Source organism: Photorhabdus temperata (assembly GCF_025384845.1).
In the GTDB taxonomy this organism is placed as follows: Bacteria; Pseudomonadota; Gammaproteobacteria; order Enterobacterales; family Enterobacteriaceae; genus Photorhabdus; species Photorhabdus temperata.
The window spans coordinates 72,465-94,714 of record NZ_JAJAFX010000016.1; the positions used below are offsets into that span (position 1 = coordinate 72,465).

Consider the following 22,250-nt stretch of genomic DNA (forward strand, 5'->3'; position numbering starts at 1 on the left):
GCCCCTATACACCCTGTCATTTAATCAGCTTTCCCTGATTTAGTGACAGGGAGAACGGGCAGCTTTCAATACATGCCAATTATAACTAAACCATTCATGCAAGATTATTCAAATAAGTCCGATTCATATTATTCGCTTACAATGAGGTACATAAATCCTTTCATGATAATCTGAATAAATTAAGCTATGATCCCCCGTTTCACATTTGTCATTGATTACATATACCCAATAGATTTCATGTTGCAGCGCGGCGGCAAGTGAACGCATCCCCAGGAGCATAGATAACTATGTGACTGGGGTAAGTGAACGCAGCCAACAAAGCAGCAACGTGAAAGATGAAGGGTATAAACTGCTGAGGAGAGGAATATGGCTACAATGAAAGATGTAGCACATCAAGCTGGCGTATCCGTGGCTACCGTAAGCCGGGTCATCAATAACACGGCCTATGTCGAACCGGGTACTCGTGAACGTGTCGAAAAAGCAATGCGTGAATTCAACTATCACCGAAATTCTGCTGCGCTTGCTCTGGCAAAAAGATGCGGGGATATGTTGGGTTTACTCACCGGTAACCTGGCTGATCCTTTTTTTTCCCGTTTAGCGCGCGGAGTTGAAGAAATTGCCCGAAAAAAAGGGGTAAAACTGATGGTTTGTAGTGGTGGGCATCAGGCTGAACTTGAGAAATCCGCCTTAGATTTTTTAATCAATCAAGGGTGCGAAGCGATAGTGGCACATACCACTCGAATGAGTGATACAGACATATTACGTTATGCAGCACATACGCCAGCATTAGTGATTGTTAATCGATATTTGCCTGCCATCGCCAACCGGTGCATCTGGTTAGATAATGTTAGCGCTTCGCAGGCGGCTACTCACTATCTTATCCAAAATGGTCATCGAAAAATCGCCTGTGTAACGGCAGACCTGCCTATTGATGATAGAAAACTCCGCCTGGAGGGATATTATTCTGCAATGACTCATGCGGGTATTACCGTACCTGGCAATTGGGTTATCAGCGCTCCATTTGACGAAAAAGGCGGAGAGTTGGCAGCAGAAAAGCTCTTAGGCAGCGGCATCAACTTTACTGCCGCAGTGACATTCAACGATGTTATGGCTGCCGGCATGATGCGAGCCCTGCATCAACGGAAAATCAACTTACCTGAACAACTGTCGATTGTTGGGTTTGATGATATTGTCCCGGCGCGATATCTCTACCCCTCTTTAACGACTGTACACTACCCAATAGAAAGGATGGCACGGCGAGCTGCTAATCTGGCGTTACAGCTCAATGCCCAGAAAGAACCCGCCCCACAAATGAATATGTTCTCAGCCGAACTCGTAATCAGAGATTCTGTTTTTTCCATAGGATAATCACATACAAAACAAGCGTAAAAAACGATACACAGATCGCATTTTCATGCTTCATGAAACCGGTTACATGGACAAGTCACATCTCTCACATTCCATTCGAAAAAAATTTATTATTCTTTCTCAATAACATATCCGAAATAGGGATTTTAAATGGATAACAAAAAAAAGCTTAATCTGGGACTCGCTATGCTGCCGATCGTAGCAATGCTCCTACTTCTGGTTATTGGCTATGGTCAACTGGGACTGCGCATTGAGTCCTTATTACTCATATCAGCAGGAATAGCGGCTGCCTTAGCGTATTGGCAAGGCTATCGCTGGAATGACATTATTGATTCCATTGTGGCAAAGCTAGCTAAAGCAATGCCGGTGATCATGATATTGATTTGCGTAGGGGGACTAATCGGAACCTGGATGATCAGCGGAACCATACCTTATATGGTTTACTGGGGCTTAAAACTGATTAGCCCACAATATATACTCATTGCCGCCTTCTTTATCACGAGCGTTATCTCAGTCTGTACCGGTACATCGTGGGGTGCAGCCGGAACGGTGGGTGTTGCTCTAATGGGGGTAGCCGCAGGTCTTGATGTGCCTTTGGCTGCCGCCGCAGGTGCGGTTGTTTCAGGTGCATATTTCGGCGATAAAATTTCACCTTTATCTGATTCAACTAATTTCGCCGCCATCGTCGCCGATACCGACCTTTACAGCCACATCCAACACCTGATGTATACCACTATCCCAAGCTTTATTTTAGCGGCGACTGTCTATCTTATCGCTGGTCATACAAGCTCAGTAGGTAGCGTCGCAACACCTGAAAAAATCACAGACATCATTCAATCTCTTGAAAGCCTTTATCACTTCAATTTATTACTGATTTTGCCACCGGTACTGGTTTTATGGGGTGCAATAACAAAACGTCCGGTGATACCCGTTATGCTGGCTGCATGTGCATTGGCTATTGCGATCGGCATAGGTCTTCAGGGATTCACACTTAAGCAGGGCCTTAATGCGTTGATAGATGGCTTTAATCTCTCAATGTTCTCTGACCAGGGGCACAACATCACTGGGGTCGTTAACGACATCCCACGTTTGCTCAATCGCGGTGGCATGTTCTCAATGATGAGTACCATCCTGTTGGTATTTTGTGCATTTTCGTTTGCCGGCGTTTTGGCGCTCACTGGCGCCCTGACCACCATCATTAATCATCTTCTGCAAGCGATTCACACAACCGGACAACTTATCGCGGCAACCGTAGCCACAACCATTCTTGTGACCGGCGCCACCTGTGACGGAAAACTGGCTCTTCTCATCCCGGCAGAGCTCTTCAAAGGGGCCTATCGCCGCTTGGGCCTGGATAATAAAAACCTGTCACGGACAATAGAAGATGCCTGTACCGTCATTGAGCCACTCATCCCATGGACTGCCGCGGGTATTTACATGGCAACGACTCTGGGTGTCAATACGCTTGAGCTGCTGCCTTGGGCTATCCAGTGCTACGCCGCCGTCTTTTTTGCGCTCATTTATGGCTTTACTGGTTTCGGTATTGCAAGAGTCGCACCGGAATATTCCCAGAAGAATAAGGAAAGCCAACATGAAACCGCATGATTTCAATCAAATAATCGATCGCCACAATACAGGCTCTGTTAAGTGGGACTTTTTGGATCGTTACCTGCAATTGAACCAAACTGATCTTCTGCCGATGTGGATTTCTGATTTCGATTTCCAATGTCCGGAAGAAATCCGACAAGCACTACACACCCGAGTCAACCACGGCATTTTCGGTTATAGCGAACGCGACGATAACTATTACCAGGCAGCAATAGACTGGTTTTCAAAACGCCACCAGTTAACCTTATGCCGGGATTGGTTCACTTCAATAGAAGGTGTCATACCCGGGCTGGCTTTGCTGCTCCAGATGCTCAGTAAACCGGGTGAAGGAGTCGTGGTACAAGGGCCCTATTATGGCTCATTCGCCAAAATCATCACCATGAACGACAGGGTGGTTATTGAAAACCCGCTACTTGAAAGTCCTAAAGGTTATCAAATTGACTATGGTCATTTAGAGCAAGTGTTGGAGCAACACAGACCGCCTTTGCTTCTGTTATGTAACCCACACAATCCTACTGGCCGATGCTGGAATCACGACGAATTGACCCGACTATTAACGCTCTGTAAAAAGTACGGTGCAACGGTAATTTCTGATGAAATTTGGGCTGATTTGATTTTACCTGGGAAAACATTCACCTCAGTACTGCATCTGGGGAACGAATGGCATAGCAACGTCATTGCCGCGACCTCAGCAAGTAAAACATTTGGACTCTCATCACTTCGAATATCGAACTTTCTCATTCCCGATCCCGGCCTTCGGCGTGCCTTTAATGATCGATTAAACGCCCACGGATTAGATGTATTTAACTCGCTATCGATGACTGCGGCCACAGCAGCCTATCAACATGGAAGTCTATGGCTTGATGAGCTACAAAATCACCTGGCTGAAAACCGCCGCTGGTTGGAGCAAGCTATAGCGCATACTGTCCCTTGGTGCCAAATGACCAAAGCCGAAGGCACCTACCTGGCTTGGTTGGATTGCCGCGCTTTAGGTCTGGATGATGATGCTCTCCAGTTGGCCTTGCTACAGAAAGCGAAAATAGCCGTTTCAATGGGACGGAATTTTGGCGATAGGGGAAAAGGATTTATTCGGGTAAATTTGGGTTGCCCTCGTCAGTATCTTGAAAAGGTGATCACCGGTTTAATTCAGTTAACACCATAAAATAAAAATACAATATTATATCGGCATCCGATAATGGCGAGATAATGGCAAAAAGCCGGATAAGCGCAGTATATGACCAAACCGCGCTTATCCGGTTGTATTCTTTATTTAAATCGGCGTTAAGCGTTTCTTTGTACCCTAAATCGTTGTTGTATTTATTTCCCAGAATGATGCTTCCATCAGAATTATTTCTGACTGTCCATTGGCTACATAGACATGTAGCCAGAATCCCCGAAAATTTCTCTATATCTGGTAATTTACTAATAAGCACGCTGCTATATCATAAAATAAACCAAAAATAGAATATTCACTTTTTTATTTGGCTTTATACGGCATAAATTTGTAAATATTGTATTTTATAGTTGAGCCTGTGTTATCAAAAGGGATTAGCCTTATTAGGAAAAAGTGCAGTGAAGATGATATTGTTCATGTCATTGAGGATATAATTAATATGTGAGTGTGAATTGATTAATATCTAAAATTTTATGGCGTACTTAACTAAATTACGGGAGTTTTCATGAGTAAAAGAGATGATATAATCCAAGGAAGATTAGTTTATACCGAAAAATTAGGATGGGTAGATACGGGACATGCTAAAGGTAATGATGCCAGAATGTTAATGGCTGCTATAAACTCAGGTGATGATACTAAAGAATCATACTTCACCATTAAGTACACACAATACATGGGGCTTGGATTAAAATATGGTACATCTAGAATAACAAGATGGAAAGTAAGGAGAGGATTATCTTTAAATGATAAAAAAAGAGTTGCTCTTACTATTATGATGTATACAACTCATCTATTTGAAGCACACCAAGATTCATTTCCATTTAATTGGTATACAGATAGTGGATACAGTGGTGAGGATTTGGTTTCAAATTTACTTGGTTTTTATCAGGCTATTCTTCTTTGCCTACGTTTCTTAATACTATACCCCCCATAACTGATATAGACAGGAGTCATTTGCTAATACATCTTGATAATAAAACAGGATATAACATACATGTAGTAAGAGATGTGGGGATTGAACTTGAATAAGGTTATCAAAATTACATTTATTGCTCTGTTTTTTTTAGGGCTGATTTTTACTATTCCTATTTTATTTGTAGATAACCATCTCTCATATACAAAAAATAACTTTATCAAATATAATTTTTTTACCTTTGATGAAATTAAAAACATCCCGATTATTTCAAATAATTATATTATATCTTATGACTCACCAGATGGGGTAAAGCCAATGACTAATTCAATTCTATTTTCAAATGTAAATCCAAATCGTAAAATAGAATTGACAAATTATGTTGAAAAATTAGGTTATATAAAAGATATAAACGCATATTGGAATACAGATGGAAGTGAATCTTGGCGTAAAGGAGATTTGTTTATACAGATAAAGCAAAATAGTACTGAGCGTACCATTTTATTTTCAGTTGAAAAGAATTAAAATACATTATCTTCTATTATACTGTAATCTGATGTGCCAGCGATGTGATGTGTCCATGTTATGCTATCATATAAAATTGTTAGGCAGATTCGACTAATAAATGCAATTTTTCAATGGGACGGAATTTTGGCGATAGGGGAAAAGGATTTATTCGGGTAAATTTGGGTTGCCCTCGTCAGTATCTTGAAAAGGTGATCACCGGTTTAATTCAGTTAACACCATAAAATAAAAATACAATATTATATCGACCTCTGATAATGGCAAAAAGCCGGATAAGTGCAACCTATTACCAAATCGCGCTTATCCGGCTGTATAGAGATTACTTTCGATGCAAATCACGCATCATGGCTTCACGTAAGATAGCATTAAGCCTCGTCTGATAACCTCTTCCTGGTTTTTTAAGCCAAACCAATACATCAGCATCAATCCTGACTGATGCTTGTGTTTTTACCGGACGATAGAACTGCCCCTGTGCGGCTTTCTTCCAGAAATCTTCATTCAGCAACGCGATGTCACTGTAATCAATATCACTATCAGACTTGCCGGACAGCGCTTTAAGTTCAGATTCCCGTTTTTCAGTCAGAGGCGGCAATTCGCTTCGTTTGTATTTAACCATGCTCATAACGTTTCCTCTCATTCCGCTCTGCTTTTCGTGCACTGATAATACGAATAACCTCGGTACCATCTTCAAACCGTATCGTATGAGCGACCAGAACAACCACACATTCTTTCACTGTTCCAATCGTCTGCCAGCGATATTCACCATTTTCAAAACGATCCTGCAATGACAGATGAAAAGGGTCATCAAAAACAAGAGCCGCTTCTTCAAAACGAATCCCGTGCTTACGGAAATTTGTTTCCGCTTTAGTGAGGTCCCATTCAAACTCAAGCTCCATCTTCACACCATAAAATACATTTTTGTATATACATTTTTATTCTAGTGTACACGACATTGCATCGCAAGTGAGGAATTTACCATAACACCTGTTACAGAAACCGCCTCAACGCCCCTCAAATCGTGGATTCTCCACCTTCCGGCCATCCCCTATTTACTGGCGGTGGAATATTGAGTCGTTTTTTAAGCTGATAATAAGGAACAGGTCATGATGTAGAGTCATGACTGCAACACAGTGCCGGTGTAATGTTTCAATGGAACGGAATTTTGACGATAAGGGAAAAGGGTTTACCCAGATAAATTTGGGCTGCCCTCGTCAGTATCTTGAGAAGGTGATAACCGGTTTAATTCAGTTAACACCATAAAATAAAAATACAATATTATACCACTACCCAATAATAGCGAAGAGTCGGATAAGTGTAGCATGTTACCAAATCGCACCTAATCCGATTGTATTCTTTGTTTAAAGAGAAATAAATTTTCATCCTTACAAAACACCACCGAATTTTATTCAATATATGTAGAAAATCTGCCTATCAAAATCATGCCTGATGTACAAAGAGAATTCTCATTTATTAAAAATTCTGCTCGTACCTCAGACATTAAATTCCCTTCTCATTAACTTTGTCATGAGAAGTTCAAGTAAATTTTTACGAATAATAATTTACTTAAAATACCTGCTTGGCCATATTTCAGATGGCTCACAATTCAAAATGGTAGCAATAATCCGCTCCCCCTTGGGCCATGGGCGGTGTAAAACATTTGATAAAGTCGATGATGCAAGCCCTGCTTCTCTTGAAACTGCCGCCAACGATGTTCCTCGTTTTTTCAGCGCCGCAATAATATCAGCTTTATGCCAATCGTGTCTTTCGATCATTCCTGTTTCCTTCCTCAGTTTGGTTATACAAGGTACTATGCCCATATCCACTTCCTATTATCAGACCAATGTTTTTATGTTGTTACAGCTTTTCCCCTGGGTCCGCACTGGGTGCGGAATACTAAAAAAATAGCTGTGCTAAGACGTCAAACCCCGCAAAGCACAGCAAATTCTCCGATATAGAAAGAGAGATGATTGTTGTTTTAAATGTTACATCTAATTACAGAAGTTTAGTTATTCTTAAAAAAGTTGGAATCGTACTAAATACTTCAATCAACCTTTTAAGGTAATCCTTTAATTGAGTAGTATGGCTCATGCTGAGTTAATACAACCAATTGGCGTACAAAGTGCAGTGATATTGCAAAACTTATATTAACCTCACTACTAAGTATTTACTACTTATTTAAACAAGAATAATTGTTGCAAGCCATTCGTTTAGATAAAAAATAAACACAGACAGCATGTAAAACCCGAAATATACACTTAATACAAGAGAGGTTATTTGTTTATCTCACTGTTCGGATCACATGAGAAATGTGTTCAGAAACTATCGTTTTTTTCAAAACACGGGCAAGAATTGCTCTTTCTTACAAAGAAGAGTAAATAAAAAAGTTTAGTAAAATGGCTATCAAGCATTAGGACAAATAACTATTTATCCATTGACAACGAAAAAGGTTACAGATGACTTCGGACACAATCTGCACTTATTTACCGTTGATAACACACACTTTATCGCTAAAAGACGCCAGATATCAGGTGCAACAGCGAGCACAGCAACAGTCTCGTACCATTTCTTCAACAAACCATAAAACAGTTTTCACATAAAATAATAAATATAGTTATATTTCTATTAATTTAAAATAACAGCATTAAATAGTAAAAAATCAATTAATAAATATACGATTTTTGACGAGAAAGTTATTATCTTCTATTATATAACGGCCCACTTGAAGCGTAATCGGCAAACAACATTTTCAAATAATAATTTAAATAAAGATTTAGGAGCTGTTATGTCAAACATCAAAAGAAACCCCAGTAACATCACATCACAATTAACTCAAATGTGGGACAGAAGTAATGATCCCTGGGCAGCTAAAGATCTGCAATCAAGATTTATTTACGCGAATTCTGCTTTTTATCAACTGCTTAACCTGCCTGAAGATTTCGATATTATAGGGCTTTCTGCCAGTGAATTACCCTCACCTATCGCCGAATGTGCAGAAGAATTCCACCGTCAGGATCAAAAAGCCATTCAAACTATGCAACGGGTCACATCACTGGAAACCCATCTGCTTGGAGAGCATAAAGTTAAACAAACCTATCTTTGTGACAAATATCCCCTTTGTGATGAAAATGGTGATTGCATGGGGATTATTTTACATATGTACAAAGCCCAGGATTTTTCTACTTCTTACTATTATGAAAAAACATCTCCGTCAACCCTGCAATTTATCCCACCTAACAACATACTGACGCAAACCGAGTGGGAAGTTCTTTTTCTGACTCTGCGTTCTCAGGATGAGGAGAGCATCAGTAAAGAATTAACCATCAGTACAGAAGATGTTATTAATCATATTCAGTCTATTTATCAAAAATTTAATTTACTACCCCATATGGAATTAGAAGATTTCTGCAAGAAAAATAATTACCACCTTTACGTTCCTGAAAGATTTTTCACTATTGGTAGCAGGGAATTATAAATTTAACCCACTAGCTATTAATTACACAATAGGGCTTGGTCATGAACAAAACCAATAAGCTAATTATCTCACCTCAAGTCATTAATACAATGCAGCAAAGTAATGAGCCCTGGGGGATAAAAGATCAGAACTCATGCTGGATTTATGGCAATGAGTCAGTTAAGTATCTTCAAAATCTACCAAACTCATTTGATTATGAAGGATGTTTTGATGACGAGCTCCCTTGGGCTGGAGCAGAATTTGCAAAAGAACACGTAAATCATGATAAAAGCGCAATGACAAAAGGGCAAAGGGTATGTTCACTTGAAACACATAAGTATAGAAATGATAAATTTCTGTCATCTTATTTTTGTGAAAAATACCCACTATATAATGATGAAAAAGAATGCATAGGAACTCTTTTTCATGCATGGAAAGCCATGGACTTCTCATTAACCCGTTTTTATCATGGTAAACTCCCAAGCTCTATTCTGTTCCAACCTCCGACTGATTTATTTACTCAACGGGAATGGGATATTATCTTCCTATCATTACAAAAATATACCAGTAAACAAATGGGCCGGCTGTTAGATATCTCCTATCGTACGGTTGAAACCCATATGGCTCGGATATACAAAAAGATTGGCATTAATTCCTGTTATCAATTGGAAGAATATTGTCGCTTTAATGATTATGATCTTTATGTGCCAGAGAGGTTTGTACGCCCAGAAAGCAAAATGTTTATTTAAATTTCAAATTATCATGGAGTTTTCATGAAGAACTATACAATATCGCCTCAAATCATCAACATAATGGAAATAAGCAATGAACAGAGGGGAGTAAAAGATAGTTCTTCATGCTTTATTTACCATAATTCTGTAACAAAAAGATTTATTCATAATGTATTGTCAATAGGAAGTCACAAATTTAAACCACTAGCCATCAACTGTACAATAGGATTTAATCATGAGTAAAACTAACAATCTAATTATTTCACCTCAAGTGATTAATACAATGCAGCAAAGTAATGATCCTTGGGGAATAAAAGATAGGAATTCATGCTGGATTTTTGGTAATTCAGGAGTGAAAACTCTTCAGAATCTTCCAAATGTATTTGATTATGAAGGCTTGTATGATGACGAGCTCCCTTGGGACGGGGCTGATTTTACACAAGAATACGTTATTCACGATAATATCGTGATGGAAAAAGAAAAAAGAATATGCTCACTTGAGACCCATATATATGGGAAAGATACATTTCTATCATCTTATTTTTCCGAGAAATATCCGCTATATAATGATGAAGGCGAATGTGTCGGAATCATTATACATTGCTGGAAGGCTCAGGATTTCTCATTAACCCGTCTATTTCATGGTAAACTTCCGGCATCTATTCTATTCCAACCACCGACTGATTTATTTACGCAACGGGAATGGGATGTTATCTTCCTCTCCTTGCAAAAATATACCAGTAAGCAAATGGGCAAAATGTTGAATATCTCCTATCGCACTGTTGAAACCCATATGGCACGGATATACAGAAAAATTGGCGTTAATTCCTGTTATCAACTGGAAGATTATTGTCGCTCTAATGATTATGATCTCTATGTGCCAGAAAGATTTGTGCACCCAGAAAGCCGAATGTTTCTCTAAATCAAAAATTATAAAGGAGTTTTTGTGAAGAAGAACTATGCAATATCACCTCAGATTATCAACACAACGGAAATAAGTAATGAACCGTGGGGAGTAAAAATAGTTCTTCTTACTTTACAAACGCATACCAGTAAGCAAATGGGGTGATTGTTAGATATATCTTATCGTACAGTCGAAACCCATATAGCACGGATATATAAAAAGATTGGGATTAATTCCTGTTATCAATTAGAAGGAATATTGTCGCCTCAATGATTATGATCTCTATGTACTAGAAAGATTTGTACGCCCAGAAAACAGAATATTTTTTTAAATTTCAAACTATCACGGAGTTTTTATGAAGAGTTATGAAATATCAGCTCAAATTATTAACACAATGGAATTGAGCAATGAACCATGGGGAATAAAAGATAGTTCTTCATGTTTTATTTACGGTAATTCTGTAACAAAAAAATTTATTCATAATTTTAAGGAATCATTTGATTACGAAGGACGTTATGACCATGAACTTCCCTGGGGTGGCGCTGAGTTTGCAAAAGAATTCATTAATCAAGATAAAAAAGTGATAGAAAACGGGGAAAGAATATGCTCGCTTGAAACACATATATATGGAAAAGAGCAAATATTGTCATCTTATTTCTGTGAAAAGATGCCTTTTTATCATAAGGATGGTAACTGCATCGGAATTATGTATCACGGTTGGGAAGCCAAAGAATATTCATTAACCCATCTATATCAATATTATAATGAGTTACCAGCATCTATTATATTTCAACCACCAAGTGCTATCTTTACTCAACGTGAGTGGGATATCATTTTTTTCTTTCTACAAAAATGCACCAGAAAACAGATTGGACAGAAATTGAATATTACTTATGATGCCGTTGAAACATATATGACTAGAATATATAACAAGATAGGTATTAACTCCAGTCAACAATTGGAAGAATACTGTCTGACGAATAATTTTCATCATTATGTACCAGAAAGATTTTTATTATCCTAAAAATCGGATTACCAAATGATTCTTGGCAATAAAACTTAGAATCTATCCTGACTGGCATAATTATTGTGGAGCCTTCTTGCAATAGTGAACATGGACAGTGAGCAGAAACCGGAACGTACACGTAGTATGTAAAGAGTGATTCGCTTCGTTTACCTTTTTAGCCATATTAAAAATGTGTTCAAAATTCTCGTTTTTTTCATAACACTGTCCAGACTTGCTATTTAATTACAAATTAGAGTAAATAAAACAGTTTAGTAAAATAGTTACTAAGCATTAGAAAAAATAATAATTTATCGATTAATAGCAAAGCAGACACTGATGATTTCTAGCATAATCTGCAATTATTTATTATTGATAATACATACTTCCCAGCCAGAAGATGACCAATATCAAATGCAACAACAAGCACAGCAACGGCCCAAACCATTTCTTTAACAAAAAATTAAAACAATTTTCGTATAAAATAATATATATAGTTATATTAATTACGATTAAAAATCGCATCATCAAATAGTAAAAAATAAATTAATAAACATACGTTTTTTGACGATAAAGTTATTATCCTTTATTATAGAACAGCTCATTTGAAGCATAATCGGCAAATAAAAATTTCAGATGATAATTTAAATAAAGATTCAGGAGTTACTATGTCAAATATAAGAGAAAATCCCAGCAATATCGCACCACAATTAACTCAAATGTGGAAGAGAAGTGATACCCCCTAGGGCTAGGGAACCAGAGCTCTACAATTAAGATTTATTGATTTTTGTCAAAGATTCAATCTTCTGAAAATTTCTTATTACAGGATTTAATCATGAGTAAAACCAGTAAGCTAATTATTTCACCTCAAGTGATCAATACCATGCAACAAAATCATGAGCCTTGGGGAATAAAAGATCAAAATTCATGCTGGATTTATGGCAACCAGACATTTAAGCATATTCAAAATCTTCCAAATTCATTTGATTATGAAAGATTTTTTGACGACGAAATTCCTCGGGATAGCGTTGAGTTTGCAAAAGAATTCAAAAATCATGATAAAAGTGTCATGACCAAAGGGCAAAGAGTATGTTTACTTGAAACACACAGATATGGAAAAGATAAATTTCTGGCATCTCATTTTTGTGAAAAACATCCAATATATAACGACAGAAAAGAGTGTACAGGCGTTATTTTTCATGAATGGGAAGTTCAAGACTTCTCATTAACCCGTCTATACCATAGCAAATTTCCAGCATCTATTATGTTCCAATCACCGGCTGATTTGTTTACCCAACCGGGATGTGATATTATTTTCCTTTTCTTACAAAAATATACCGGCAAACAAATGATCAAAATATTAAATATCGCCTATCATACTGTTGAAACCCATATGGCTCGGATATATAAAAAAATTGGCATTAATTCCTGTTATCAATTGGAAGAATATTGTCATCTTAATAATTATGATCTCTATGTGCCAGAGAAATTTTCACAGGAAGAAAGAAGAATGTTTATTTAAAATTACCACGGAGTTTCTATGAAAAACTATACAATATCACCTCAGATTATCAACACAATGGAAATAAGTAATGAACCGTGGGGAGTCAAAGATGAAAATTCATGCTTTATTTATGGTAATCAAGCATTTAAAAACATCCAAAACCTTTCTGACTCATTTGATTATGAAGGGATTTTTGATAATGAAATTCCTTGGGATGGCGCTGAGTTTGCAAAAGAATTCATTACCCATGATAAAAATGTAATGACAAAAAAAGGAAGAATATGTTCACTTGAAACACATGTATACGGGAAAGAAAAAATCCTATCATCTTATTTCCAGGAAAAGCTCCCATTATATAATAATGAGAACGAATGTATCGGAATCCTTTTCCATGGATGGAAAGCCAAAGAATATTCATTAGCCCAATTACATCAATATCATAAAAATTTACCATCATCCATTATACTCCAACCACCAACAGATCTTTTTACTCAACAGGAGTGGGATATCATTTTCTTCTTTTTACAGAAATACACCAGAAAACAGATTGGACAGAGATTGAACATCGCTTATCGTACTGTTGGAACATATATATCGCGGATATATAACAAGATAGGCATCAATTCCAGTAAACAGTTGGAAGAATATTGTCTGGCGAATAATTTTCATCATTATGTACCAGAAAAATTCTTATTGACTTAAAAATCTTATTATCAAACTATTCAGGTAATTTTCAATTACTGATAATGGCAGCGGCAGCCTTAATTGATTAATAAGGCTACCGCTGAAACAATATATTGATCCCATTTTGACAAAAAGGATCAAATAGCATTTTACGGTGCATCGGGTAAAAACTGCCAGCGCCAGACATGCAACCTAAACTGACTTCCACAATCCAGACAACAGATATTTGGATTATCCGGAGTGGTGACCACCCCCACGATATCCAGATTCGCAGATTGGCAATGAATGCAGCAAACCCCCTGCCTTCCGGGCTTAAATCCTGACATATATCGGGGGTACGGTGTAATAGGCTGATCACCCAGTTCATCAAACAGCGGTTGTAGCCGTTTACGATAGTAGTTAAACACCTCCAACTTTCTGAGTTTACCTATTACCAGAGCATTCGCAGGCCGCCACTGCGTCCACAACATGACTAATACGGAATACAAGCGATAGTAATATTTCTCCTGCAACCGATAAAATACCGAGCCGACACTGGCAGAAAACGTCTTATCACAGGCCCGGCAATAGTACTCATCATGGTGATACTCCCTAACGTAAGCTGTCAAACGCCGATTCCCACACCAGGGACATTCATAAACTCCACCCAGGGACGGATTTTGTTCATCCAGACGATCAGCCAGCGCCCGCAGTACCGGCTCTCTTTGCCAGACACATCTTAAATGCTGGTATTGCGCTTGCGTGGTATGCGCAAATAACCGCTGGAACCAATCAGGCACCGGCACCTCATCATACGGCGTTTTCTCGGCAAACGGATCAATACCCTTAGGGATTTCCGGGTAGATCACAAACTGATGCTGGCACGCTTCACAGTGAACCATTGGATTGCCCGCTGGCATCTCTTCAACGTAGCTTAACTGTGATGACCGGCATACCGGGCAATGTATTCCTTGCTGGCCCGGCATGAAACCCAGCAAATAACGGGGATTCGGTGTCACCGAGCGTTTACCAATCAGCATCAGAACCGGCTTTAGCCGCTGGCAATAACATCTCCAAGATTTCTTATAATAACAACCACTTATCCACATCGCCTCTTCAATACGCCAGCAGCCCCAGAGCGTTACCAGGACAGCGTATAAACGGGCCTGCTGATTACTATCAAGTTGATGGAATGGTGTACCGGCATAGTAAGAGTGATGATGCCGACAGAGGCGGCAATAGTACTCCTGATGTGTAGACTCCATCAGTCTCATGGACCTGACTTCATGACAACTACTGGGAATGCCCCGCATTTCCTGCGGTGGATGATATTTATCAAGTTCAGCAGCCAGTTTACGCAGCATAGGTTCGCGCTGCCAGATTTGACACACAATGGCATACTCTTCTGCCCCCAAATGAGAGAAAGCTTGCGGATACCAGTCAGGTAATGACAGAGTTTTAGTCACAAGATTATTCATAATAAAAATAAATTCCTTATAGTTCATTGAGTTAATTAAAAGAAATGACGTGAGATCCAACCGCAATGTTTTCACTGCCGATGAAAAAAGGAGTAATTCATTGAATTAACGAGGATGCTTTTTCGCACTCATTAGCCGTACCACCTAAAAAAATAATGCCAAATATATCGCTATCCGAAACCGCCCTGCCTTTTACGAAAAGTTTTCGTTATTACATCCCAAAACATAATCAGTTCATCTTCGGTATATGGCGTTGAAGGTAACTGGTAATTCATTGACATAATACCAACACAGACTTTTTCTTCATCCACTACCATATCATTGATAATAAAATCAAATCGATACCGAGGATTACTATCAAAAGGTTGCAGACCTACGACTAATAACTCTTCCCCATGAATACCATTTATTTCTCTTTCCCCTATTCTTATTACCCTGCCACAATTAACGAACCAATCCCTTTCAGCTTCACCAATACGTTCAAGTAAATAACCTTCTTTAAGGCCATTAACTATTTCAATACCGAATGTGAAATGATCACCCTCATTTCCCTGATAGACAAACGTCATATTTACTTTCTCATCATCATTATCATGACTGGCAATAAAACCATCAGGGATACAGATTCCTGCCACTGTTGGGATTTCTCTATCCTTTCTGCCACTGATTCTGGAAATAAGCCTTTGCATTTTGTCCAAAGTTTGAGAAAGCATTCTATATTGGCTTTCGACCATCCCAGACTTTATATAAAGTTTTTTTGAATAACTGTATTTATCATCTGAGATTTCTATAAACTTCATCTCTATGATAAAAGCCACGCCATTATCATATAAATGGGCTTCTAACACTCGGATAAAGCCGGGTTCACTGACATTGTTATTTCTGTCAAAAATAACACCGTATAAGTTCCCCTGAAGATGATGAGCCTTTTTTAAAAAAGGCAGATCTTTCGGATCGGTAGTCCTGGTCACCCTTAACTTCTGCTCCCTTAATTGTATCCGCTGTTCAAATGCGGATAAATGCAAACGCTTGGTTTCTATTCTTGTATCACCAATAAATATCCCAGTATTGATGATATTTTCAAATGCTAATGGAATATCAATCAGATAACGCCCAACACAACGAGTTTGCATATTTGCTAATATTTCAGCTTTCATTTTCTTTTCCTTTTTGGTTAAGATTGAATTAATAAAATTTAGGGACATACCACTATTACCAGGTATAAATAACCACACCAGATAATAAAATAAGTTCGAAAAACACACGCAACCACTATTAAAACCTATTGATAAAGGCGTATTGAATGGACAAGATTATCAATATTCACCTATTGATTTATTCTTGCACAAAGTGGAATCCCGCCCTGAATACCCAGTGACTTTAATAAGCAGAACTTTGGGTGGTAATTCAGGCAATGGCGACTCTTTTGCTAATATTGCATCCAGTACGGGATCTTATCCTAAAGTGACATTATTTCCTTTTCCATTTCTTCCCTGCTATCAGGAAACTCAATAGCATGTTTCCGGTTTACATTAATAACAATATCAATGTCTTTTCTCTGACTTTTTATTTCCTTAAAGTCAATAGCATCTTTAAAAGGGCGATAAGTACTCATGACAAATCCTTCATTGCGTCAGCAAAGCCTTTACATTGTTCTTCATACAGCGTATTTCGCTGTGATTCAGAGTCAATCAATTGGGTTGATTTCAGAATCTCAACCAATCTGATCAAAGAAATAATATCTTTAAACATAACAGTTTCTTACCCGGTAATTACCTGAATCAGTAATAGTAAAAATGGCTTAAGATACCAAATTTATCCGGTAACACTTCTTCACTATTTTCAATCTCTGGATTAGACTTTATTTCTTTAATTCTCTTCCGGGTTATCTTTCCAAGGCTAATATCTTGCGGATTAGGAAAACCTAATACAGTGAAAATATCCTGAGCCAATTTAACTGATGGCCATGGTTTTTTGATGCTTAAATAGTACATATAGGGAGAAAGTACGGCGGCAAAAAACATAATCCATAAGGTAAAAACACCCGCTATACCCCAAAGATCGCTACCATCTGGAAAAAGGATGGCACCAAGACAAACAGCTAGGATAAGAAGAAATACAATCCAAGTATAAAATACTTCATCCCATGCTTTTGACCGGACCCCTTTATTACAACACGGAGTGGTAGAAATCGTTCTACGCCTAGGGTTGGTTAATGCATAAACAACATAATATTCTCCCTGATCTGTCGCCGCTAATTCAACGTAATCACCCGTTTTTACCGTAGTCAACCCTAACCAACCATGAAAAGGCGTGCCATTGATTTTTCCCTGTACAAAATGACTTCTTTCACTCAATCGATCTTCAGTCCGTAAATTTACCGCTGACTGAGAAGTATTTCCCGCCATTGCCAACAATAAAGCGCCAAATTGTCTGTTCTCTTCCTGCCGGGCAAATTCTTCGGGGTTATACTCACGATCAGAAAAATAGCCTCTGACACTGAGCGCTTCAAATTCTTCTAATACACCACTGACTTTGATTAATGGCTTACGAGGCGGTAATTCCGGCGGTGGCGGCTCTTTTGCTAATATTGCATCCAATGCCGGGATTTTAGCCTGAACCTCCGCAATGGTTTTTTCTACTTCCTCTTTATCTTCGGGACAACGCTGAATTCTTTCTTGTTTAACCTCTATCTGTGTATCAAGACGGCTTCTCTGCCTTTTTATTTCTTCAAAGTCAATGGCATCTTTTAACATTTGGCAAGTATTCATGAGAGCACCTTAATTGCGTTAGCAAAGTTTTTACTTTGTTCTTCATACAATTTATCTTTCTGTGATTCAGGGTAAATAAATTGCGTAGCTTCCAAGCCCTTCACCGGTTCTAATCCAAAAACACAATTACGGCACCATTTTTGTAAGTCATTATCGACATATAATGAAATCAGCCATTCGAGAATAATAAGGCCCAACATTACTTGCCAGCTAGCCATAAAGCCCAAAACCCTACCAACAGCCAAAAGCCCAAACTCTTTTAATATGGTTTCTAAGATATTCCTCTCTATCAACTTTTTCGTTACCAACACCTCCAACAACCCGTCGGATGCCTTTAACATAGAACCAATATCAGCACCAATTTTACAACCGATTAACCCCAAAAACTGCCAACGTCTTCGACCATGCAATTCAGATTCAAAATCATTAATATCTATTCCCAGATTTAATGCAGAAGAAACTGTACCGGCACTCGCCCCAATAAATTTAATGGTGTTGGCGGCAGTCATATTTCCTATTCCATGCTTGATTGTTGGCTCTACAATCTCCATTACTGTACTCAAAGTACTTAAAAATGCGGCGGTCACTTGGGCGCGACTCTTGACATCCCCTTTACTCTCTTTTATCTGACCGCCAAATTCCAGGACATTGAAAAATAAGACCAATAATTTAATCCGGGATTTTTTTAATACCGGTTCTCCTTCGGCACTTTGAGCGAGTTTTTTAAAATCACGTTCATAATTATTTTTAATATCAAGCCGAGTTTCCGATCCCGGTCTCTTAAGCCCCTCCAACACCTGCTTCCGGAATGCATTGCCATCTTTAAGCTGTGATACCGACAATTCAACCGCCTGATCAAATGGCACACCTGAAATCACTGAGAGCAAGGTTTTACTCAGCACTTCATTCATGGTGTCCAGCCTTTTACCTAAACGGGTAAAGTTAAAGAACCGGTCACCCAGCGTGACCAGTCGCCGGTCACAATGCAACATGGCACGGGCAAATGAGCTGTTGGCCGTGGGCGGTTTTTCCAGCGCTTCATTCGCCTTATCGTAAGCCTCGGCCAGTTTCCCGCTCAATGACGACACAATGCCCATAAATTTTTCAATGTTTGCGGGTTTCACATCCCCCTTATTCATGGACATCTGTTGCAAAAATCCGCTCATTTCCGCCATCACATCCGGGTTATTCAGCAGTAACGAGCGCCAGACAATATTGCTCTCCGATAAGGTTGAATACTGGTCGATTAAGCGGTCTAAAAATGCACTGCCGGTTTCTGTCACATTCAGTGAAGCCATGGCATAGTCCACCGCTTCCCGGTAATTCAGGTTATCCGCCAGCCGGGTTGAGTAGAAATCCCGACAACAGGTGATAAACCGACTCTCCTGGAGCCAGCTCACCCTGAGCTGGACCAGTTGCTCCAGCTTTTTCGCCACTTCAGTACAAAAATCAGCATACTTTTGGTGAAATGCCTGTCGTTTCGCCAGATTCAGCTCTTTCGTGTATTTCTCCCAATCATGGGCAAAATCTTGCTCAAAAGTTTGCTCATTCGCTTTCACCATGATACGAGTCACATTCTCTCTGAGCTTAGCCTTCTGCTGATCGGAAAAAACCCCGTACTCCTTCTGCTTAGTGACTTCAAGAACTTTATCAACCCGCCCTTGCACATCCGCGGCTTTCATTTGACGCAATTGATTCTCCGCCCCATTCAGTGAACTGTCCGTCATAAACTCAATCGACAGTTCATCCAGCCAGGTTTTATGCGCCCCGACGATATCATCACTCCACCCGGCCAGTTCATGAGCAATACCAATCGGATCGTGCAAGGCCAGCAACACCGGCGATACCGGGGAGCCATCTCTTACCTGTCCCCGTCTTTGCATGGCTCTGACTGTCATGTCGGCACTCCCGGACCGCTTGTCACTCCACGGATACAAGGTCCCCTGCGGGCCAACCGCGTTAGGCGTAAACGTATAGTAGGGCGCCTCTTCCATTGTCCGGCTGATACGCGCCGCTGTCGGGTTGTGAGGCAGAAGGTAGGGGGGCCAATACATATCCACCGGATGGTAATCCATCACCGTATTCAGGGTGTCTGCCGTGACCTCGCTGATCCCCTCCCCTTCCGGCACCCCTCGCCATTGCCAGGATTTCACGCACTGCATCCGCTTTTCCCGCGCGTCGGGGTGATCGTGATAATACTGTATTGTCTCCGGACTCCAGGCCGAAGGCGAAAAGGCCAGCCAGGTATCCTGACGCAACGCAATATCCTGCAATACGATAAACTCCACATTGGCGCTTTGATGTGTCGGGGCGTGACAATCCGCGGTTTTCTGAGGGAAAACACCAAAAGGTGCATTGTATTGCTTCCACAGCGCCCCATCCTCGCTGATACTCCAGGTCTCCCAGCTCTCCTGAGCAAATATCCCGGCATTGCAATAATAAACATATAAAAAACCCTGCCGTAAGGCGCGCAATGCATAATGGTAGCCTTTGGCCGCTGGAAACGACGTCTCCGCCCATTCCGGCAAGGTTTCATGGATACTATCCGGAACCACCGAATAGCGTACCGGCAACAGTGCAGGGCCGGTTGCCTCACACATTTTGCATAATGGTCGATTCATGACAAAATCTCCTTGTTAACTGAAGGAATAGCGGGAACATCAGGACGAGCGCAGTCACAAGCCCGTGCCAATCACTCTTCATAACCGCTTTATACAAATACGGGGTGGATGCATTGACTTCTTTGGTGAACACCAGCAGGTCATGCACTCGGGTACCGATCAGCTTGCCGGTGCTGTTGCCCGTCGGGATATGCAATGCATGTTCCAGCGCAACAATTTCGATACTGCCTTCCCGGCCCTGAACATCCACAGAGCCTTTGATGTCGGCACCGCCGTCATCTTTTAACCATAAATACGCGGGGATCGCCATAATGTTACTCCTGTTGTTAATGGTGCCATGTCGCCTCCACTGACGACGTGGGAGATAAAGAGTCCTACACCCCTTTGTGGTCGCGGGCAGACGACGGCATTCAGGGCCGAACAGAACTGAAACCGAGTAAAGATTCGGAATAAGGATTCGGTAGTCAGTCATAATCAATCCGGAAAACAACAAATCAGACCAGGTATTTCCCGACCGGAGGTTAACCGGAATATAAATAATTTATCCGGCTATTCATGCTCCATTAATTAATCGACTTATTAACAGAGTGGACTGTTAATGAATAATCACATCCTCTTAACGTGTGCATATATAAATCAAGTCTTTTTTTATCAAATAGCACAATAAATCAAATACAAAATGAATATAAAACCTGATACATGAAGATAAATGACATAACATTTAAATAAAAAATAAAAAAATGACATTTATTTACAAAAAAAAGACTTCATTTATTACAGAAAAACAGGAAGACTCACCAATCTTAATATGTCACAGCCGTTAACTCACAATAAAAATTTAGTTTTTCATTATTAATCATATTATTACATTAAACACAAAACAAATAACCTTACACTCAACCCCGCTACTCAACATGTAAAAAAATAATGATAATCATTCATAACATGCGGATAAGAGTAAATTCATCGATACCGAAAAATAGATGGCGATATTCTTACTACTACCAAACAAGACTAATCCTGCCTGCAAAAACAGAGCACAATGGATTAAACAGGAATATTATTACGATATCTGTCGCCCTGTGAATAACAGAAACCCATTTAATATTTTCATGTTTTCCAGGTAATAATATTCAGAAAATCCGCCATTAATCCTCATTAATAAGGTGATATTTGCCCCACAATCTGCGACAAGATTATTCCTGACCATGACATGATATAGCACCGGATTAAATCAGCCACACAAGATTATTCTGCCTCCCAATCATCGTTATCCGTCGCCGGCATATTGGTGCTATCACCCGGCGTCACCATAAAAATCGCTTTCGGCAGGGTAAATCCCCGCAGTTTCAACAACGCCAGCGGCCCACTGCCCATTTCCGTGCGTAATATCCAGGTCACCGGCAAACCGTCCGGCATCATAAATGTCAGCCGATAACGGCTTTCATCCAGCTTTTCCGCCTTCGCCTGCGCTAACCAGCGGATCAGCCCCCAGTTCCCCGGATAATCACCAAACAACCTCGCGCCCGCATTGAC

22 protein-coding genes and 1 pseudogene are annotated in these 22,250 nt (G+C 39.7%); 13 read left to right on the forward strand and 10 right to left on the reverse strand.

From position 1 onward, the window contains the following. The first annotated feature begins 366 nt into the window (after positions 1-366). The 5 genes from LGZ99_RS08385 to LGZ99_RS08405 all read left to right on the forward strand — a co-directional run bounded on the left by LGZ99_RS08385 (position 367) and on the right by LGZ99_RS08405 (position 5,588). Positions 367-1,368 carry a LacI family DNA-binding transcriptional regulator gene (locus tag LGZ99_RS08385; protein WP_023046380.1) on the forward strand — a complete coding sequence of 334 codons (1,002 nt, stop codon included), beginning with the start codon at positions 367-369 and terminating at the stop codon, positions 1,366-1,368. 150 nt (positions 1,369-1,518) lie between these two features. Continuing rightward, the gene (gene nhaC / locus LGZ99_RS08390) at positions 1,519-2,973 is read left to right on the forward strand and encodes a Na+/H+ antiporter NhaC (protein WP_262979020.1); all 1,455 of its coding nucleotides are present in this window, start codon (positions 1,519-1,521) and stop codon (positions 2,971-2,973) included. Continuing rightward, the gene (locus LGZ99_RS08395; protein WP_036838556.1) at positions 2,960-4,138 is read left to right on the forward strand and encodes a MalY/PatB family protein; all 1,179 of its coding nucleotides are present in this window, start codon (positions 2,960-2,962) and stop codon (positions 4,136-4,138) included. The genes nhaC and LGZ99_RS08395 overlap by 14 nt, the downstream gene beginning before the upstream one ends. A 517-nt stretch (positions 4,139-4,655) precedes the next feature. Further along, entirely contained in the window at positions 4,656-5,084 is a 429-nt protein-coding gene (locus LGZ99_RS08400; RefSeq protein WP_235184745.1) for a hypothetical protein, read from the forward strand. An 87-nt stretch (positions 5,085-5,171) separates the two neighbouring features. After that, on the forward strand, positions 5,172-5,588 hold the full coding sequence (locus tag LGZ99_RS08405) for a hypothetical protein (RefSeq protein ID WP_036838555.1): 417 nt from the start codon (positions 5,172-5,174) through the stop codon (positions 5,586-5,588). A 319-nt stretch (positions 5,589-5,907) separates the two neighbouring features. Here LGZ99_RS08405 and LGZ99_RS08410 read toward each other — a convergent pair whose 3' ends face one another. From LGZ99_RS08410 to LGZ99_RS08420, 3 genes are all read right to left on the reverse strand, one after another. Beyond that, the gene (locus LGZ99_RS08410) at positions 5,908-6,210 is read right to left on the reverse strand and encodes a BrnA antitoxin family protein (RefSeq protein ID WP_021326460.1); all 303 of its coding nucleotides are present in this window, start codon (positions 6,208-6,210) and stop codon (positions 5,908-5,910) included. Next, on the reverse strand, positions 6,197-6,484 hold the full coding sequence (locus tag LGZ99_RS08415; RefSeq protein WP_021326461.1) for a BrnT family toxin: 288 nt from the start codon (positions 6,482-6,484) through the stop codon (positions 6,197-6,199). Before LGZ99_RS08415 ends, LGZ99_RS08410 begins: the two co-directional genes overlap by 14 nt. A 663-nt stretch (positions 6,485-7,147) precedes the next feature. After that, positions 7,148-7,360 carry a helix-turn-helix domain-containing protein gene (locus LGZ99_RS08420; protein WP_021326462.1) on the reverse strand — a complete coding sequence of 71 codons (213 nt, stop codon included), beginning with the start codon at positions 7,358-7,360 and terminating at the stop codon, positions 7,148-7,150. 1,010 nt (positions 7,361-8,370) lie between these two features. Between LGZ99_RS08420 and LGZ99_RS08425 the strand changes: the two genes are divergently transcribed. From LGZ99_RS08425 to LGZ99_RS08465, 8 genes are all read left to right on the forward strand, one after another. Next, the gene (locus LGZ99_RS08425; protein ID WP_021326464.1) at positions 8,371-9,060 is read left to right on the forward strand and encodes a PAS domain-containing protein; all 690 of its coding nucleotides are present in this window, start codon (positions 8,371-8,373) and stop codon (positions 9,058-9,060) included. A 41-nt stretch (positions 9,061-9,101) separates the two neighbouring features. Beyond that, entirely contained in the window at positions 9,102-9,788 is a 687-nt protein-coding gene (locus LGZ99_RS08430) for a helix-turn-helix transcriptional regulator (RefSeq protein WP_036838552.1), read from the forward strand. 217 nt (positions 9,789-10,005) lie between these two features. Further along, positions 10,006-10,692 (forward strand): PAS and helix-turn-helix domain-containing protein, encoded by a 687-nt coding sequence (locus tag LGZ99_RS08440; protein ID WP_036838551.1) that lies wholly within the window; start codon positions 10,006-10,008, stop codon positions 10,690-10,692. 24 nt (positions 10,693-10,716) lie between these two features. Further along, on the forward strand, positions 10,717-10,839 hold the full coding sequence (locus tag LGZ99_RS08445; RefSeq protein ID WP_262979022.1) for a hypothetical protein: 123 nt from the start codon (positions 10,717-10,719) through the stop codon (positions 10,837-10,839). After that, entirely contained in the window at positions 10,840-10,947 is a 108-nt protein-coding gene (locus tag LGZ99_RS25005; RefSeq protein WP_081858302.1) for a helix-turn-helix transcriptional regulator, read from the forward strand. It abuts the gene before it with no gap. An 82-nt stretch (positions 10,948-11,029) separates the two neighbouring features. Continuing rightward, on the forward strand, positions 11,030-11,698 hold the full coding sequence (locus tag LGZ99_RS08455; RefSeq protein WP_036838550.1) for a PAS and helix-turn-helix domain-containing protein: 669 nt from the start codon (positions 11,030-11,032) through the stop codon (positions 11,696-11,698). 814 nt (positions 11,699-12,512) lie between these two features. Next, positions 12,513-13,199: a helix-turn-helix transcriptional regulator gene (locus LGZ99_RS08460; RefSeq protein WP_036838549.1), complete on the forward strand. Its 687-nt coding sequence runs from the start codon at positions 12,513-12,515 to the stop codon at positions 13,197-13,199. Positions 13,200-13,217: 18 nt separating this feature from the next. Continuing rightward, positions 13,218-13,883, forward strand: a complete 666-nt coding sequence (locus tag LGZ99_RS08465) for a LuxR C-terminal-related transcriptional regulator (protein ID WP_036838548.1) — start codon at positions 13,218-13,220, stop codon at positions 13,881-13,883. 131 nt (positions 13,884-14,014) lie between these two features. Here the strand turns inward: LGZ99_RS08465 and LGZ99_RS08470 are convergent, their stop codons facing one another. The 7 genes and pseudogenes from LGZ99_RS08470 to LGZ99_RS08500 form a co-directional block, all read right to left on the reverse strand. After that, entirely contained in the window at positions 14,015-15,322 is a 1,308-nt protein-coding gene (locus LGZ99_RS08470; protein WP_036838547.1) for a hypothetical protein, read from the reverse strand. A 170-nt stretch (positions 15,323-15,492) separates the two neighbouring features. Further along, positions 15,493-16,479, reverse strand: a complete 987-nt coding sequence (locus LGZ99_RS08475; RefSeq protein WP_081858301.1) for a Tli4 family immunity protein — start codon at positions 16,477-16,479, stop codon at positions 15,493-15,495. Positions 16,480-16,781: 302 nt separating this feature from the next. Then, positions 16,782-16,937 carry a hypothetical protein gene (locus LGZ99_RS08480; protein WP_200875273.1) on the reverse strand — a complete coding sequence of 52 codons (156 nt, stop codon included), beginning with the start codon at positions 16,935-16,937 and terminating at the stop codon, positions 16,782-16,784. 166 nt (positions 16,938-17,103) lie between these two features. Further along, entirely contained in the window at positions 17,104-18,093 is a 990-nt protein-coding gene (locus LGZ99_RS08485; RefSeq protein ID WP_036838546.1) for a putative type VI secretion system effector, read from the reverse strand. Beyond that, the gene (locus LGZ99_RS08490) at positions 18,090-20,714 is read right to left on the reverse strand and encodes a T6SS effector BTH_I2691 family protein (RefSeq protein ID WP_036838545.1); all 2,625 of its coding nucleotides are present in this window, start codon (positions 20,712-20,714) and stop codon (positions 18,090-18,092) included. The genes LGZ99_RS08485 and LGZ99_RS08490 overlap by 4 nt, the downstream gene beginning before the upstream one ends. An 82-nt stretch (positions 20,715-20,796) precedes the next feature. Beyond that, positions 20,797-21,024, reverse strand: a pseudogene (gene tssD, locus LGZ99_RS08495) (type VI secretion system tube protein TssD); the annotation flags it as partial. A 938-nt stretch (positions 21,025-21,962) separates the two neighbouring features. Further along, positions 21,963-22,250: type VI secretion IcmF C-terminal domain-containing protein (locus tag LGZ99_RS08500; protein ID WP_262979021.1), on the reverse strand; the 288-nt coding region annotated here is incomplete at its 5' end.

Excerpts from the sequence above, each read along its gene's own strand:
- LGZ99_RS08395 (WP_036838556.1), top strand. The coding sequence starts at position 2,960 with ATGAAACCGCATGATTTCAATCAAATAATCGATCGCCACAATACAGGC.
- LGZ99_RS08480 (WP_200875273.1), bottom strand. The coding sequence starts at position 16,937 with ATGAGTACTTATCGCCCTTTTAAAGATGCTATTGACTTTAAGGAAATA.
- LGZ99_RS08410 (WP_021326460.1), bottom strand. The coding sequence starts at position 6,210 with ATGAGCATGGTTAAATACAAACGAAGCGAATTGCCGCCTCTGACTGAA.
- LGZ99_RS08485 (WP_036838546.1), bottom strand. The coding sequence starts at position 18,093 with ATGAATACTTGCCAAATGTTAAAAGATGCCATTGACTTTGAAGAAATA.
- LGZ99_RS08460 (WP_036838549.1), top strand. The coding sequence starts at position 12,513 with ATGAGTAAAACCAGTAAGCTAATTATTTCACCTCAAGTGATCAATACC.
- LGZ99_RS08475 (WP_081858301.1), bottom strand. The coding sequence starts at position 16,479 with ATGAAAGCTGAAATATTAGCAAATATGCAAACTCGTTGTGTTGGGCGT.
- LGZ99_RS08400 (WP_235184745.1), top strand. The coding sequence starts at position 4,656 with ATGAGTAAAAGAGATGATATAATCCAAGGAAGATTAGTTTATACCGAA.
- LGZ99_RS08420 (WP_021326462.1), bottom strand. The coding sequence starts at position 7,360 with ATGATCGAAAGACACGATTGGCATAAAGCTGATATTATTGCGGCGCTG.
- nhaC (WP_262979020.1), top strand. The coding sequence starts at position 1,519 with ATGGATAACAAAAAAAAGCTTAATCTGGGACTCGCTATGCTGCCGATC.
- LGZ99_RS08455 (WP_036838550.1), top strand. The coding sequence starts at position 11,030 with ATGAAGAGTTATGAAATATCAGCTCAAATTATTAACACAATGGAATTG.
- LGZ99_RS08430 (WP_036838552.1), top strand. The coding sequence starts at position 9,102 with ATGAACAAAACCAATAAGCTAATTATCTCACCTCAAGTCATTAATACA.
- LGZ99_RS08385 (WP_023046380.1), top strand. The coding sequence starts at position 367 with ATGGCTACAATGAAAGATGTAGCACATCAAGCTGGCGTATCCGTGGCT.
- LGZ99_RS08490 (WP_036838545.1), bottom strand. The coding sequence starts at position 20,714 with ATGAATCGACCATTATGCAAAATGTGTGAGGCAACCGGCCCTGCACTG.
- LGZ99_RS08425 (WP_021326464.1), top strand. The coding sequence starts at position 8,371 with ATGTCAAACATCAAAAGAAACCCCAGTAACATCACATCACAATTAACT.
- LGZ99_RS08470 (WP_036838547.1), bottom strand. The coding sequence starts at position 15,322 with ATGAATAATCTTGTGACTAAAACTCTGTCATTACCTGACTGGTATCCG.
- LGZ99_RS08415 (WP_021326461.1), bottom strand. The coding sequence starts at position 6,484 with ATGGAGCTTGAGTTTGAATGGGACCTCACTAAAGCGGAAACAAATTTC.
- LGZ99_RS08440 (WP_036838551.1), top strand. The coding sequence starts at position 10,006 with ATGAGTAAAACTAACAATCTAATTATTTCACCTCAAGTGATTAATACA.
- LGZ99_RS08465 (WP_036838548.1), top strand. The coding sequence starts at position 13,218 with ATGAAAAACTATACAATATCACCTCAGATTATCAACACAATGGAAATA.